The organism is Shinella sedimenti (assembly GCF_022601905.1).
GTDB classification, from domain to species: Bacteria; Pseudomonadota; Alphaproteobacteria; order Rhizobiales; family Rhizobiaceae; genus Shinella; species Shinella sedimenti.
The window spans coordinates 1-14,530 of record NZ_JAKVIN010000018.1 but is presented as its reverse complement, the minus strand read 5'-3'; the positions used below and the strand labels follow the sequence as shown (position 1 = coordinate 14,530).

The following is a 14,530-nucleotide window of genomic DNA, read 5'->3' as shown; positions in this document are numbered from 1 at the left end:
GGGGTGGCCCAGCAGCGAGATCGACGCTCTCATGCCATGGAATTACCAGGCCTAAACGGCCTCAGCTCCCCGCTTACAGTTCAGGCGGTATGCCTCCCACACATCTTTCACCCTCAGCAATACCGCTCAGGAACCGCAGCCTGACGTACCGCGAGCGAGAGGAAATTGCTTTGGAATGCGCCCGAGGTAGTGGAACCCGTGCTATCGCACGTAAACTGGGACGATCACCGAGTGTGGCGGCAAGGTTGGAATGTCCGCCGCCGGGCAAAGTTGAAATGTCCTTTGGTCGCCACACCGCCTGCCAATCAGCCCCGATCTGAGCGGCGCGATGGCCGAAGGTGGCGAAACTTGCAGCCAATGTTGCCCTTCGCGACTACGTACAGGACCGGCTCGCTGGCCTCATTGCCACACCCAATGGCATCGCCTTCGATAGCCCGATCGTGGTATGGAAAGGTTGCCGGGCCGTTCATCGGCAAAGTCGACGCTGGCCCAAAGCCTGGAGCCCAGAACAGATTGCGCGACGTCTAAGGCTGGTCTTCCGCGAGGACGCGACCATGCGCATCAGCCACGAAGCCATCTATCAGGCGCTTTGCATTCAAGGTCGAGGCGCTCTGAAGCGTGAACTATCGGCCTGCTTGCGTTCCGGTCGAGCGCTTAGGTTGCCTCGCGAACGGGCTCGTAGCCGTGGTAAGTTCTTTCTTGGTGATGCACTGATGATCCGCGACCGTCCCGCGGAGATCGGCGACAGAGCGGTGCCCGGTCACTGGGAAGGTGATCTCATTCTCGGCCTCGGCAGCTCCGCGATCGGCACTCTGGTCGAACGCGCGACACGGTTCACAATACTCCTGCACCTGCCACGCATGGAAGGTCACGGGATCGAAAAATCCGTCAAGAACGGTCCTGCACTCGCTAGACACGGCGCTGAAGCGGTTCGTGATGCGATCGATGAGACGATCATCGAACTTCCCGCGCATCTACGCCGATCCCTGACCTGGCACCAGGGCACAGAAATGTCTCAGCACGCATAGCTTAGGATCGACACTGGCCTGGATATCTACTTCTGTGAACCCTCAAAGCCCGTGGCAGCGCGGAAGCAACGAAAATACCAACGGTTTGCTACGTCAGTACTTTCCGAAGGGTACGGGTCTGAGCCAGCACGGAGCCGGTGAGCTCAGCGCTGTGGCGAATGCCCTTAATAGCAGGCCTCGCAAGACGCTGGGTTATCGCACGTCGGCAGAAGCGCTCGACGGCCTGCTTAAATCGGATATGATCGAAGGTGTTGCGGCGACCGATTCAATCTGCCCAATACGCGAGTGAGACCTATCGACGAACGCTCGATGCTGCCAGTCTGCAGGGGTCCATGAGCGCCGTCGGCAACCCTTATCACAATGCTCAGGAAGAGAGCTTCATGAAAACCCTAAAAGTCGAGGACGTCTACATCGCCGGCTACGAGACTTTCGCGGATGTGGCCGAACGCTTCCCCAGGTTCATTGAGGAGAGATCTACAATGCCAAGCGGCTACACTCGGCCCTTGGCTACATGTCGCCAGGAGAATTTGAAACCCAACTCGACCAGCAGGCGGCTTAGTTTGAAGCGCCTCGCTGGTCCAGCCCGAAGTGTTCACTCCACATATTCATCGCTGATCAGCAGATCGGCAAGTCTCCGCGCTGCAGGTCCCAATGCCTCATCGCGGCGGTGGGCGACATAGGCACTGGACGTGACCTCGCCATTGCGGCCCATGGCGCTGACATTGAGATGCACGAGTGTTCCTTGTTCCAGGTCCCCTTCAACAAGCCAATAAGGCAGCCGCCCCCATCCAGCTCCTCCGAGGATAAGATTGTGCTTGGTATCCTGCGTGTTGACGCGGCAGGTCTGTGACGAAACGACCCCGAAATCTCGGCCCGCCGATATATCGGACGGATCGATCAGCACGATCTGGAGATGATCGGCAACATCCATCAGCTCCATTGGATGGCCCGCATGGCGGAGGGCCAGGGGATGGCCAGAGGCGACGACCGCAACCTGGCTGATGGACATCAGTGGCTCGAACTTGATGCGAGGGTCGCGGAAATCTTCACCGACCATAACCGCAAGCGCACAACGGTTCTTCCTGAGCGCTTCGAGCGGACCGCCCATAGCCTCCGACCATACACGGACGGCAACGGCAGGGTAATCGTGTCGCATCCGTGAGATGGCGCGTGCGACCTCCTGCATGGGAAATAGCGTGTCGACAGAAATCGAGAGTTCCGTTTCGGCGCCATGCGCAAAGCCGCGCGCGTGGGCGCGCAGTGCGTCCACGCGCAGAATGATGTCGCGTGCGCTGCCGAGCAATGCCTGGCCCTGCGCTGTCAAGACCGGCTTGTAACCGGAACGATCGAACAGTTCCACGCCAAGTGTGCCCTCAAGGTTGGCGATTGTGGCGCTTACGCCCGATTGGACACGTGAAAGTTTCTGAGCTGCGGAACGAAAGCTGCCGCTGTCGACGATCGCTACGAAAGTCCGAATCTGATCGAGAGTAAGGGCATCCAGCATGATCTATCACCATGATCATCTATATCATTTTAATATCACTTATTTCGTTCACCCTCTTGAGGCAACCTTCCGGTCAATGAAATCAATGCGGGTCAACGAGATGACGAAGGTGCTGGTGCTTTACTATTCCTCTTACGGGCACATCGAGACGATGGCTTCGGCCGTGGCAGATGGCGTACGCGAAGCAGGTGCGACGGTGACGATCAGGCGGGTGCCTGAGCTTGTTCCCGAAGCCGTTGCTGCAAAGTCCGGATACAAGATCGACCAGTCCGCGCCCGTCGCAACGGTGGCCGAACTCGCGGATTACGACGCCATCCTCATCGGAACGCCGACCCGCTTCGGCAATATGGCGTCGCAGATGAAGAACTTTCTCGACCAGACCGGCGGGCTCTGGTTCGAGGACAAGCTGGTCGGAAAAGTGGGCAGCGTCTTCACCTCGACCGGCAGCCAGCATGGCGGGCAGGAAACAACGATTCTGTCCACCCAAACCGTTCTGTTCCACCTCGGCATGATCGTTGTCGGCTTGCCTTACAGCTTCAAGGGCCAGATGCGGATGGACGAAATCACTGGCTGCTCGCCCTATGGTGCATCGACGCTCGCCGATGATGGGCAGGGAGGGCACCGCGCGGTCAGTGGAAATGAGCTGGAGGGCGCACGCTTCCAGGGACGACATGTCGCTGAGATCACTGCCGCCCTCGTGGCCGACCGCGCGACAAGGGCGTCGTGATGAACAGGTCGTCAAAAACAAGAGCAGTGTCAACGCGCTGGACTGCCGTATTTGTCATCGTTGGCAGCGGGAATGCAGCCGCTTTACAGGTTGGCAAAGCGGCGATTGCGGCGCCCCTGTTGCAGAGCGACTTTGGGGTCGGGCTCACGGCAATCGGCTGGCTGGCAGGGATATTTGCGCTTATCGGTGTTATCGGCGGCATTCCGACTGGCGCGTTTGTCGCGCGTTTCGGTGCGCGGCGCATCCTCATCATCGGCCTCTTGATCACGACAGCCGGCGCAGCGCTTGGCGCGGCGATACCGGGACTGCCCAGCCTGTTCTCCGGCCGCATTATCGAGGGGGCGGGCTTCCTGCTGGTGACGGTCGCGGCGCCCTCATTGCTCGAAGAGGTTACGCTACCATCTGATCGCGATCTGGGGTTCGCCCTCTGGAGCTGCTTCATGCCGGTCGGCATGGCGGTGGCGATGCTGGTAGGGCCGCTATTCGAGGACTGGCGGACGATGTGGTGGGCAAGCGGCGCGCTGGCGCTAGCCATCTGCATCGCTGTTCCACTTGTCATTCCTGCCGGCGGGCAAGGCCGGATCATGTCCTGGAGCGGCTTGCGCCGCGACAGCATGACCGTGGCGCGCGAGTGGGGCGCTGTTGGGCTAGCGATCACCTTTGCGCTCTACAGCTTGATGTTCTTCGCTGTCTTCAGCTTCCTGCCGGTGCTGCTGACGGAGCGCCTGCAGGTTACACACCAGACAGCCGGATTGCTCAGCGCACTGGCCTCGGCCGTGAACGTCATCGGCAATCTGGCGGCGGGCCTGCTTCTCTCCAAAGGCTTTGGCCGCCCGGCGCTCTTGATCGCTGCATGCCTCGTCATGGGACTGGCCAGCTTCGGGATTTTACTCCCCATGCTGCCGGACGGTGCAGCCTTCGGCCTGTGCCTGTTGTTCTCGGCTGTCGGTGGTGTGATCCCGGCTATCCTGCTGTCCTCTGCGCCACTTGTGGCGCCGGCGGCAGGGTTGGCTCCGATCGTTCTAGGCCTGATCGTTCAAGGCAACAATCTCGGACAGGTTCTTGGTCCGACAGCCATCGGCGGCGTACTGGATCGGTTTGGCTGGGGTTCAGCCGCCTACATTGTGGCGGGTGCGGCGCTGATTGCCGTGCTCGTGGTGGCCTCGACGCTCCGGCAGGTCGGAGCTGAGCGGGTCAATTTTGGGGTTCGAGACCGCTGATGAGCATCGCATTCAACCACACGATCCTGGCGACGCGAGACGCCCACGGTTCTGCCCTGTTTCTGGCTGAAATGCTTGGGCTCCAGCCGCCGCGCAATGGGGGCCATTCTGGATGGTCACCACCGATAATGGCGTCAACCTCGACTATATGGATGTGGGCCATGCCATCGTTCCGCAGCATTACGCGTTACTCGTCGATGACACGAGTTTCGACGCCTTGCATGACCGGCTCGGCAAGCGGATCTTGCCCTACTGGGCCGATTTCGTGATCCAGACAATTACCTGATTGAACTGGGGCGCCGGGTATCTGGCGAGCCATCTAGAACAAAGACCGACGAAAAAAAGGACAGTGCCATGAAGGCCCGTTTTGACTTTCCCGCTGTTGCGCGCGACGCCTATGAGGCAGTGGCCGCTCTCGATACCTATGTGCGCAAAGCATCCGGCATTGAGCCCCGGCTTCTGCACCTGCTCAAGTTGCGGGCCTCACAGATAAATGGGTGCGCCTATTGCGTTGATATGCACGTCAAGGAAGCGCGTCGCGATGAGTTGAGCGAGCAGTGGATCAACCTGATAAGCGTGTGGCGGGACTCGCCGGTCTTCACTGCACGTGAGCGGGCGGTGCTTGGCTGGACCGAGGCGCTGACAAACGTCGCACAAACACACGCGCCAGACACTGACTTTCAGCCGCTCCACGCCTTCTTCACGGAGGCTGAGATCACCCGCATCAGCGTTGCAATAGGGACGATCAATGTCTGGAATCGCCTCTGTGTCGGTTTCAGGTCGCAGCATCCAGTGGGGGCGAGCTGAGCGACCGTAGTTCTTATGTGACGCTCTGCGCGATCTGCCCGGGCAGTTCAAACCAAAAGAAAAAAGGAACATGACATGACCGGTAGTCCGCCCGTCACACGGTTTATCGGCGAAGCCGAGCGCACCTTGCAGGCCTTGTTGCAGCGCCAGCTACAGAAGGCAGACATGAGCTTTCCGGAATGGATTGCGCTGGCAATCCTGTCCGGAGACAACTGTCAAAGGAAGGACTGCCCAAGCGATCGCCGGTGCGCGCGTGGTGGCTCAAGGCAGCGAAATGAACCTTGTAAATGGCCTCATCGGGAAAAAACCTGTAGCGAGTGGCCAGATCCTTTTGCATGACACAGAGGGGGCTTGACTTGTTCCAGCCACTTCTTGACAGCATGCGTGGGTCACAAGCCGCATTGTAGCCGGATTGTCAAGTGACGACCTGGCAGTGACCCGACGTGTATTCGAACCGGTGGCCTGTTGATAATTGACGCTACCGACGTGCAGATATCCATCTTTGCCACAGCGTCACCTTGAGACCGAATACCTTTAAGCGGACTGTTACAGGGGCTAAAATTCTACTTGCGACCGAAGTGTGGCATACGTTTCCTCAGGCTGCCCTGCATCATCAGAAGCCTACCGAGGGCGAGGAGGACTGTCACACAGACGAGGAGCATTGGTCCAGCAGGTGCCGCAGGTGCGAAGACGATCAGGCGGATGAGCACGAAGCCTGTGCAGAGCACGACCTGCGCTACGGCCGTGATTGCCAGGATCGGCTTCATGTCTGCGCGACAATCGACCGGCAGCTGTCGGAAATAACCATAGACGAGGAGCGGTATAAGAACGCCCATGAATAGGATGCGGATTGTCGTGAGAAGCAATGGCGCAGCTTCAATCGAAGCCGGCATCAAGGTGAGGTAACGATCATCAGATATCCGGTGACAATGGCGGCTAGGAACGGGGGACAGAGGAGAACGCTCAGGGACGTGTCCGGCCCCGTGCCACCATCCCTGCGGGTGCCGAGCAGCAGCCGATTCAGCGCCACGACGATGGCGGCGGCAACGACGACCGCGCCGGCAAGGGCCCAGAGATGCCACGGCGGGCATGAGGCCGGAGCCAACGGTTTCAATGGACATGATTTCCCGAGGCACGCGCGAAAACATGGGGATCGTCATGAGCAGCCAGATGCCGCTGCCGAGGCCGGAAGCCAAATCGCATCATTCAGCCACAGCAACAGGGCAGATACCCCTACAAAGGCTGCAATCCCGAGAACCATGGCGCTGAGCGTATCGGCCATGAGGCCCATCGTGACGAGTGCCGTAAGTACACCTTAGGCCTGCAGGAAGGTCAAAAGCAGCACGGCAATGCCTAAGTGCAACCGTGGCCAACCGGTATGGCCAGCCGTTCCGCCAGGTCCGGCGCCATCAATCTCACGAGTTCGATGAGCGCCAGCAAGCTGAACAGCGGAACGGTTCCCAAAGCGAATAGCGAAAGCCGCTCCATGCCGCCGGACTGTGCCAGCTGGAGGCTTGCCGAAATAAGATCGATGCCGGGAATTGGAAGGCGCATGCAGGCCGCGATGATAATGAATGCCAGCACGGTCATGAGGATCGTGTATCGTCTATGGTCGCGGCTTGGAGTGGTCGTCATCTGGGTTCGCTTTGCCTCGGTGTTTTGATGTCGATCGTCGTCGCAGTCATGACGTATGGCAAGGGGATCCGCCAGTCGCTCACACCTTCTCCTCCAACGGGAATTGTTGAACACGGCCACTGACGACCTGGAATTTGACGCCTCCGACATGCACGGCATAGTGCCCCAGCGGGTGCACGCGGGTGCGGGCGACCTCCGGACAGGCGAAGAGGCCGGAATCGCTAAGGGCATAGACATGCCGTGCGTCGGTCGCAAAAATTCGGTTTAGGAAGGTCAGCGTGGCGGGATCGATGCCGGGGAGGGGCTTGCGATAACTGCCGCCGAAAAGCATGTGTCCCTCAGCATCGATCAGAAGCTGCTCGTGGACGCCACGCGCCGTTGCGTGATCGACCTTGCCGGGCCTTGTGACGGGTTTACCACGGTAAAGCAGCGTCTCGCCCATGCGGGCGAAGGTGCAGCCGAGCGCTTCGACAGCATCGGGATCATCGATGCCGCGTTTGCGCACGCCCTCGACGATCAGCCCCTTGGCATCGCGCGCATAGGCGCCGCCGAGCACCTCGAAACTTTTCAGATCCGCCTTGACGATGACAAGCGCCGGCATGGGCGCCGTGCTGTCGAAATAATAGGCCTGCCGGCGATCGCGAAACCAGGGGCCGGACACGCGCTCGAAACTCGCGGGGTCGGCACCCTTGACCGGCGAGCATCCGTAACGCTCCATCCCCGGTTCGAAATAGCGCAGCCCGTGCCTGTCCTCGGCAAAGACATCGACGATGTGGCGAAGGCTATCATGGTCGAAATGATCCAGCGAGACCCACGCGCCATCACGCGGACGTGCCGGCCGGACCAGGACACGGCCTCCGTCGCTGAAATAGGGCCCGCCCATCGAGACCGGCTCTGCAACGTCCGAGACCCCACGCTCCCGCCGTGCCTTTTCGCGATGCCACCAGGTGCCGGTGAGCTCGGGATGCGCCTCGAAATAGGGGCTCCAGTGTTCGAATTCGGCGGATACCGATTTCGGCTCCCCACGCGAGAAGGGCCGGTCCTTGTCGTAGGCGCAATATTGACCGGCCTCGGACGCGCAGGTGAAGCTTTGCCGGTCCGCCTCGGGGATCGGACGGTTTTCCCAGTAGATGCGGTTCGTGTCGGCGAAATACCGGCCCTCGTCGCCTATCGCGTGGAAGCTCGGTGCGTCCACGCCCTTGATTTCGACGCCATAGGCATAGACCTTGCGGCTGTCCTTCGCATAGTGGCTTTCATCGACATGGATGCCGGGCTTCTGGCCGCGTCCGTAATAATAGCTCACGATTTCGAACGTGCCGGGCTCCGCCGTCGGCAGGCGCAGGTTGGTGATGTAGAAGCCGGCGGCCTTGTCGGCGCCGTAACGCTCGTTCAGCACGGTAAAGCTTTCGGGATCGGCGCCGCGCGCGACGAACCAGAAGATTTTCGTGGGCGTCTCGCCCTGGCCGTAGACTCGCTTGGCGTCACAGCACCAGCGGTCGCCAAGCTGGCGGAAGGTCAAAGGGTCGATGCCGGCGAGAGGCACCCCCTTTCGATTTGCGATCGGAGCACCGTCGACGCAGACATGGCTGCCATCGTGAACGTAGCGGATGACGGGAAAGCGCCGCTCGCAGATGTAGTGCGCGATCCAGTCGACATCCGAGAAGGGGCCGATGCGCGGGTTGGCCTCGATCGTCCGCCGCAGGGTGCCGAGTTCCCGGCGCATGCTGAACGGCTCGTGCACGGGAAGGTCGATGCCGTCATGTTCGGTCAGATGATCGAAGAGCGCGCGGTCCTGCTCGGGCTCAGGCAAGCCCTCTCGGGCATAGGCGCCGGCAACCCAGCTCGTATTGGCGAAGTGAAGCTGCCCGTAACGGTTGTTGCAGTGCTGCCAGCGGGCGGCGTCGATGCCGAGTCGCGAGAGGATTTCGCGCGCCGGGCGCCCCACATCGGCAAAGAGCGACGCCGCGTACCAGTGCGCATAGGGAAGGGGGAAAAGCTCGCTCAGTTCCGGTCTGTTCGAAATCGTGCTGTCCTCCATCTGCGTGTTCGTAGTGCGCCCCAGCCCGTACCCGATTGTTCAACGTCCGCGCGGCCTGGAATATTCTTCGAAGATTCGGTTTGGCGCGCCGGGCGCTATGGCGCGGCCATCATCCGGTCGGCCGCCCGCCGTGCCAGATCGAAAGCCGTCATGCCGGGCAGGCGGGCCATGAACGCGGCGCGGCCATCGCCGGACATGGGCGGCGACCACCATGCCGCGGTGTAGAGCCTATCGCCGCTCAGGGCGACGGTTGCGAAAACGTCTCCGGCCTCGCCTCCGGTTTTCGTGGCGATGTCAAAGTGGAAATGGTTCTTCGTGCCCTCGACGCCATTGGGCGGCGAAGCACTGTCGCTCGACAACAGTTGCGCGCTACCGAAATCCGGCGACTGCCTGGCGATGAAGTCGCGCAGGAACGTTTCCCCATCGCGTGCAATGTCGAAGCCGGCGGGCGCATCGAAAGCGCCCAGCCAGACGAGGCCGGCATCCTTGCCATCGCGCTTGCGCACCATGCTGAGCTCGGCGGGGATGCCGCCCTGGAAGTCGTTGATGGCGATGCTCCAGGCGGGCGACACCGGCAGGGCCACCGTGCGTGACCCGAGTTTCAGCGGGACATCGGTCATGCTGGCCCAATGGCTCACCGGCTTGCCATCGGCGAAGGTCAGGCCATCGAGCGCCGTTCGTGCGAATGTCTCGATGTCCCCGCCGGTCGCGAAGGCGCTTTCCTCGTCCGTACCGGCGGGCGTGGCGATGAAATGAAAGACGAGGAGCTTGGTGCTGCGTGTCAGACAGTACGAATAGGCCACCTGCTCGAACCGGCCGTCTTTGACGCGCATGCTGCGCACGGATGCGCTCGACAGGTCCTGTGCGACGGATCGCGAGAAAACTTCGAGGCCAATCAATCCCGCCTCGTAAAGGCAGACCCGTAATGCTGCCGCCGGATATTCCAGATCCAGCGCCATGATGGTCACGTCCGCCGGCACAGCCGCCGATGGTGCGATCTTGCCGACCACCGTCACGTTGCCGGCGGTACCCGCCTGCCGAGGCTGAATTTCCACGGTCTGGAAATCAGCGTTGACGGGAAGGAGGATTTCGCCCCGCAGGTCCGTGCTCCCGAAATCGAAGGCCTGTTTCTTCCAGCCCGCCGGTACGGGCTGTTGCGCCCACACGTGGCAGGATGCCGTAAGCCAGATCAGGAGGCCGACGAGACCGTAGCGGAACGTGGCCCTAATGGCGTTCCCCGCGATGTCCCGCCGCCTGTTACGGCCGAGTTTTGTTTCCGGATCGCTCAGTCTGCCCGTCACGAACGCCCTCTGTCGCACTACTGTTCAGTCCGACATGATATAGGCGCGGGCGTGAGAGTTAAACCGCAAGCGTTCTATATCAGAACATCGGCAAGGACGGATGGCGTCCGCTGGCTTAGCGGAAACGGACCGGACGTTTCGTCAGGTTCATCTGGATAGCCAAGCGGTCCGCGAATGGCCCGATCAGGCGGACCAGTTTCCGGGCTTCCGCTTCGTGTATCCCCTGCTGCCCGCAGTAGAGCACAACGTCATACACCTTGACGTGCGCTACGGAGCGATTGCTGTCGACGTGTTGCATGGTGTTCCTCCCGGTGAAGGCCTCGAAATGCAGGCGGAGGCAGGAAGTTCCGCAGGTGAGAGCTCCGTACGAAACAGTACAAATGCAATGCGGTGCCGTCGGGCAGGAGACCTTTGTCCGCTTTCGTACCACCCCTCCGGATCGGGTTGCTTCGCCGATTGCATGGCCATCGATGGACAGCCATTGACCTTGGGACAGACCGAGGCCTTCGGCGGATATGCGGTCAATGAACTGCATTGGACTTATTGATGGCAGCTGGTTGTGACGGCGGGTTTCGGACCAACCTTCTTCGGCGTTTACCGTCGGCCCGCGGCGGCATCGTCCATGAGCAGGCACTGTACGAGGTACTTTCAACCGGCAAACTCGGTGCCGCTGGCATCGATATCTTCGAGGAAGAGCCGGTCTCGCCGGACAATCTTCTGCTGAAGCTGGAGCACGTCGCTTTCTCGTCGCATCTCGGCACCAGCGTCATGGAGACCCGTATCCGCATGGCGACGACAGCGGCAGAGGATGTGATCCGCGTCCTGAAAGCCGAAAAATCGCTCTATTCGTTAATTCGTGAGGCGGTATAGTTCAGCTCTGTTCCGCCAATTGTTGAAGGAGCCGAAATTGTGCTGGTTGCGGTTAGTTTATGAGCCGCGGTCAGCTACAAACCTATTAGATCCAACCGAAGTTTATTAAACGAATTTTACGCCGCACTCGGCGAGTAACGTAACAAGAAGTTAACCCTGCGACGTATCCGTTCTCGCTTCAGAAGATTGAAGAAACTCTCCGTCACCGCATTGTCATGGCAGGGGGCCTTGTTGTTCATGGCCGATGGCCGACCGGGATGGAGGCCGTTGGCGTGGCGGTCCTGATTGCCGGCGTCGTTTTGGCGATCTGCGTCTTCCGTAGCCAGCGGCCCAGATCGAAGGAGGCTTTGGCCAAAATTTCTTGACTTTGGCGGCCCTTAGCACGGTCGAAAGCGCCTATCCTGGATACGCCGTTCGCGTCCGGGATAAACGGCGTTCCATTGGAAATTATAGCCACGAACCTACGAAAATCAGCCCCACGCCCGCCGGATCGCGTCCAAGGCTGCCAGTATCGTCGGATCTTGAATGCGAGCCTCCAGGCAAAGGAAACTCAGGGTCGTCGAGATTTTGATATTCTCAGCAATAACAAGGCCGTGTGCCTGTTGTTCATGAAGGGCAATCGACTCCCGGCAAAGGCTCAATCCCACCCCTGTCCGGACCATGGCGACCATGGACGTCTCCTGATCTACCTGGGCGACGATATTTTGCCGGACGCCCAAATCGGCGAACAGGCGCGCCAGCAGTCGATTGTGGACCGAGGCCTGTGGTGTGCCGATCCAGGGAAGCGATGCGAGTTGCGGCCAATCCGCACCGCGCACGAAACCGGCGAGCGCTGGCGGAGCGACGACGCGATAGGTCAATTGCGCCAGTTCGCGGGCATGAAAGAGCGGTGCGGCGCTCTCGCCGGCCCTATCGGCGGAAGGATCGTAGTGGCTTGGGTCGCCGAGAAAGAAACCGGCATCCAGCTCATTTCGCCTCAGCCCCTCCGGCACATCGCCGCTCATTCCGTGACGGAGCGTGGTTTCGATGCCCGGTCCGCTTTCGATAAGCGCCTTAAGAAACGCGCCCAAGCGGGTGAATTCCGGATCGATGATGGTGCCAATTCGTAATTTGCCTCGGACGCGTGTCGATAGATGTCCGGCCGTCTGGCCGAAATCCGTCAGCGCCGCCAGCACCTGCTCGGCCTTGGCAGCCAACAGCGCTCCCTCCTGCGTCAACTCCAAACCCGTGGAGGTCCGCCGGAAGAGGAGAAGTCCTGTTTCTGCCGCAAGGCGTTTCAGTTGCAGCGTGACGGCGGGCTGCGTGACGTGCAATAGTTCCGCTGCCCGGGTAACATTGCCCTCCCGCGCCACGGTGAAGAATGCCTTCAATGTTCTCAGGTCGATCGACTGAATCATATTAGTTTCACTTATAATTCCTTCTATCATTTGTCATTGGATTTTTCCACTGAACCTCGATTATGGCTTTAAAAAATTCAGGGGGGAGGGTGGCATGCCACGACAGGATATCGACGCTTATCGGCGTGGGTTGCTCTTTCGTAACAGGCGGGTAGAGCGTAAGCCCACGGTGAAGGCCGTCTTGCGATGACGGCCTGCTGACTGCCAGTCCTAGTGGTAACACTAGGAGTAGTCATATGACGAAGCATCCAATTGAGGTGATCACGTCCGTGGAGCGCCGTCGGCGCTGGTCACGCGAAGATAAAGAGCGCCTCGTCGCTGCCTGCTTTGAGCCAGACGCGGTAATCTCCGAGATTGCCCGCGCGGCCGGCATCCATGTCAGCCAGTTGTTCCGTTGGCGCAAAGAGCTTTGCCGGATCGAAGAGGCAAGGTCTGACACGGCGACTTTGGTGCCGGTGATCGTGTCCGAGGCCGCTTCGACAACCTCTCCCGTTCAACCGGAATCGCCCACCACATCCCATCCTCGTCGGAAGCGTAGCGATGTGACGATCGAACTTTGGCGGGGTCGGCGCCTCCGCGTGGATAGCGACATCGATACCGAAGCGCTTGGCCGTATTCTCGACTGCGTGCTGGGGCTAAGATGATCCCGGTTCCGAGTGGTGTGAAGGTCTGGTTGGCGCCGATATGCGCAAGGGCTTCCCCGGTCTGTCGTTGATAGTGCAGGAGGCGCTGAAGCGCGACCCGATGTGTGGTCACCTCTTTGTATTCCGCGGCCGCGGTGGTGGCCTGATCAAGGTGATCTGGCATGACGGCCAGGGAGCCTGTCTGTTTACGAAGAAGCTGGAGCGTGGCCGCTTCATCTGGCCGTCAGCGGCCGATGGCACGGTAGTGATCACGCCCGCGCAGCTTGGTTATCTGCTGGAGGGCATCGACTGGCGGATGCCACAAAAGACCTGGCGGCCGACGTCGGCCGGGTAAGCAAAAACACTGGAATGACGGGGTCGAATATGATTCCATCCTGTCATGAGCAATGCGACCGAAGAGCTTCCGGACGACCTTGCCAGTGCCCTTGCACTGCTGGCCCAGGAGCGCGCTCGACGTGTCGCAGCCGAAGCGGAAGCAGCGACCGCCAAGGCTGAAGCCGCCAGCGCAAAGGCACTCGTATCGCATTCCGAGGCGCTGATCGCACGGCTGAAGCTGGAGATCGACAAGGTTCGTCGGGAACTCTACGGCAGCCGGTCCGAGCGCAAGGCGCGGCTCCTGGAGCAGATGGAACTGCAGCTCGAGGAGTTGGAAGCGGGCGCCGGTGAAGATGAACTGGCGGCGGAGATCGCAGCCAAAGCTTCAACCGTCAAAGCCTTCGAGCGCAGGCGCCCATCACGTAAGCCCTTTCCCGAACACCTGCCACGCGAGCGCGTCGTAATCGCTGCTCCCGCCAATTGCGCCTGCTGCGGCTCCACCAAACTGTCGAAGCTTGGTGAGGACATCACCGAGACCCTGGAGGTCGTACCGCGTCAGTGGAAGGTCATCCAGACGGTGCGGGAGAAGTTTACCTGCCGCGAGTGTGAGAAGATCACGCAGCCGCCGGCACCATTCCACGTAACGCCCCGCGGTTTTGCAGGGCCGAACCTGCTGGCAATGATCCTGTTCGAGAAGTTCGCCCAGCACCAGCCACTCAATCGCCAGAGCGAACGCTATGCCCGAGAGGGCGTCGACCTCAGCTTGTCGACGCTGGCCGATCAGGTTGGAGCATGTGCAGCGGCGCTGAAGCCCATCCACTCCCTGATCGAAACGCATGTCCTTGCCGCCGAGCGACTGCATGGCGACGACACGACCGTCCCGATCCTCGCAAAGGGAAAGACCGATACGGGCCGCATCTGGACTTATGTCCGGGATGATCGGCCGTTCGGAGGCCTCTCACCGCCTGCAGCCCTTTACTATGCCTCGCGCGATCGGCGGCAGGAACATCCGGAGCGCCACCTGAAGACCTTCACCGGTATTCT

Annotated in this window: 15 protein-coding genes and 2 pseudogenes; 9 read left to right on the top strand and 8 right to left on the bottom strand. The window is 60.5% G+C overall.

Going from position 1 to position 14,530, the window contains the following annotated elements; translation table 11 throughout:
- Nucleotides 1–1,317, top strand: a pseudogene (locus MKI86_RS23555) (IS30 family transposase); the annotation flags it as partial.
- 303 nt (nucleotides 1,318–1,620) lie between these two features.
- Here MKI86_RS23555 and MKI86_RS23550 read toward each other — a convergent pair.
- On the bottom strand, nucleotides 1,621–2,532 hold the full coding sequence (locus MKI86_RS23550; protein WP_241605924.1) for a LysR family transcriptional regulator: 912 nt from the start codon (nucleotides 2,530–2,532) through the stop codon (nucleotides 1,621–1,623).
- A 100-nt stretch (nucleotides 2,533–2,632) separates the two neighbouring features.
- Here MKI86_RS23550 and wrbA point away from each other — a divergent pair, with 100 nt between their 5' ends.
- The 4 genes from wrbA to MKI86_RS23530 all read left to right on the top strand — a co-directional run bounded on the left by wrbA (nucleotide 2,633) and on the right by MKI86_RS23530 (nucleotide 5,286).
- Nucleotides 2,633–3,259, top strand: coding sequence for an NAD(P)H:quinone oxidoreductase (wrbA, locus tag MKI86_RS23545; RefSeq protein ID WP_241605926.1), 627 nt, complete (start codon nucleotides 2,633–2,635; stop codon nucleotides 3,257–3,259).
- Nucleotides 3,259–4,479 carry an MFS transporter gene (locus MKI86_RS23540; protein ID WP_241605922.1) on the top strand — a complete coding sequence of 407 codons (1,221 nt, stop codon included), beginning with the start codon at nucleotides 3,259–3,261 and terminating at the stop codon, nucleotides 4,477–4,479. Before wrbA ends, MKI86_RS23540 begins: the two co-directional genes overlap by 1 nt.
- 112 nt (nucleotides 4,480–4,591) lie before the next feature.
- Nucleotides 4,592–4,765, top strand: coding sequence for a VOC family protein (locus tag MKI86_RS23535; protein WP_241605920.1), 174 nt, complete (start codon nucleotides 4,592–4,594; stop codon nucleotides 4,763–4,765).
- Nucleotides 4,766–4,833: 68 nt separating this feature from the next.
- Nucleotides 4,834–5,286 carry a carboxymuconolactone decarboxylase family protein gene (locus tag MKI86_RS23530; RefSeq protein ID WP_241605918.1) on the top strand — a complete coding sequence of 151 codons (453 nt, stop codon included), beginning with the start codon at nucleotides 4,834–4,836 and terminating at the stop codon, nucleotides 5,284–5,286.
- Between the two features lie 563 nt (nucleotides 5,287–5,849).
- Here MKI86_RS23530 and MKI86_RS23525 read toward each other — a convergent pair.
- The 6 genes from MKI86_RS23525 to MKI86_RS23500 all read right to left on the bottom strand — a co-directional run bounded on the left by MKI86_RS23525 (nucleotide 5,850) and on the right by MKI86_RS23500 (nucleotide 10,558).
- Nucleotides 5,850–6,152, bottom strand: a complete 303-nt coding sequence (locus MKI86_RS23525; protein ID WP_241605916.1) for a hypothetical protein — start codon at nucleotides 6,150–6,152, stop codon at nucleotides 5,850–5,852.
- A gap of 26 nt (nucleotides 6,153–6,178) precedes the next feature.
- Complete coding sequence (locus tag MKI86_RS23520; RefSeq protein ID WP_241605914.1) at nucleotides 6,179–6,400, bottom strand: hypothetical protein; 222 nt, start codon at nucleotides 6,398–6,400, stop codon at nucleotides 6,179–6,181.
- Nucleotides 6,401–6,639: 239 nt separating this feature from the next.
- Nucleotides 6,640–6,921: a hypothetical protein gene (locus MKI86_RS23515; protein WP_241605912.1), complete on the bottom strand. Its 282-nt coding sequence runs from the start codon at nucleotides 6,919–6,921 to the stop codon at nucleotides 6,640–6,642.
- 79 nt (nucleotides 6,922–7,000) lie between these two features.
- The gene (locus tag MKI86_RS23510) at nucleotides 7,001–8,959 is read right to left on the bottom strand and encodes a DKNYY domain-containing protein (protein ID WP_241605910.1); all 1,959 of its coding nucleotides are present in this window, start codon (nucleotides 8,957–8,959) and stop codon (nucleotides 7,001–7,003) included.
- A gap of 95 nt (nucleotides 8,960–9,054) precedes the next feature.
- Entirely contained in the window at nucleotides 9,055–10,260 is a 1,206-nt protein-coding gene (locus tag MKI86_RS23505) for a hypothetical protein (protein ID WP_241605908.1), read from the bottom strand.
- Between the two features lie 115 nt (nucleotides 10,261–10,375).
- A complete protein-coding gene (locus MKI86_RS23500) occupies nucleotides 10,376–10,558 on the bottom strand; it encodes a hypothetical protein (protein WP_241605906.1) in 183 nt (60 codons plus the stop codon).
- 248 nt (nucleotides 10,559–10,806) lie between these two features.
- Between MKI86_RS23500 and MKI86_RS23495 the strand changes: the two genes are divergently transcribed.
- Nucleotides 10,807–11,130 carry an NAD(P)-dependent oxidoreductase gene (locus MKI86_RS23495; RefSeq protein ID WP_241605904.1) on the top strand — a complete coding sequence of 108 codons (324 nt, stop codon included), beginning with the start codon at nucleotides 10,807–10,809 and terminating at the stop codon, nucleotides 11,128–11,130.
- A gap of 470 nt (nucleotides 11,131–11,600) precedes the next feature.
- On the opposite strand, the gene MKI86_RS23490 is transcribed toward MKI86_RS23495, so the two are convergent.
- On the bottom strand, nucleotides 11,601–12,527 hold the full coding sequence (locus MKI86_RS23490; RefSeq protein WP_241605902.1) for a LysR family transcriptional regulator: 927 nt from the start codon (nucleotides 12,525–12,527) through the stop codon (nucleotides 11,601–11,603).
- Between the two features lie 236 nt (nucleotides 12,528–12,763).
- On the opposite strand from MKI86_RS23490, the gene tnpA reads away from it, so the two are divergent.
- The 3 genes and pseudogenes from tnpA to tnpC form a co-directional block, all read left to right on the top strand.
- Nucleotides 12,764–13,171, top strand: a complete 408-nt coding sequence (gene tnpA, locus MKI86_RS23485; protein WP_241605900.1) for an IS66-like element accessory protein TnpA — start codon at nucleotides 12,764–12,766, stop codon at nucleotides 13,169–13,171.
- A pseudogene (gene tnpB / locus MKI86_RS23480) lies at nucleotides 13,168–13,505 on the top strand (IS66 family insertion sequence element accessory protein TnpB). Before tnpA ends, tnpB begins: the two are co-directional and overlap by 4 nt.
- A gap of 45 nt (nucleotides 13,506–13,550) precedes the next feature.
- Nucleotides 13,551–14,530, top strand: a 980-nt coding sequence (gene tnpC, locus MKI86_RS23475; RefSeq protein WP_241605898.1) for an IS66 family transposase, incomplete at its 3' end; no start/stop codon positions are given.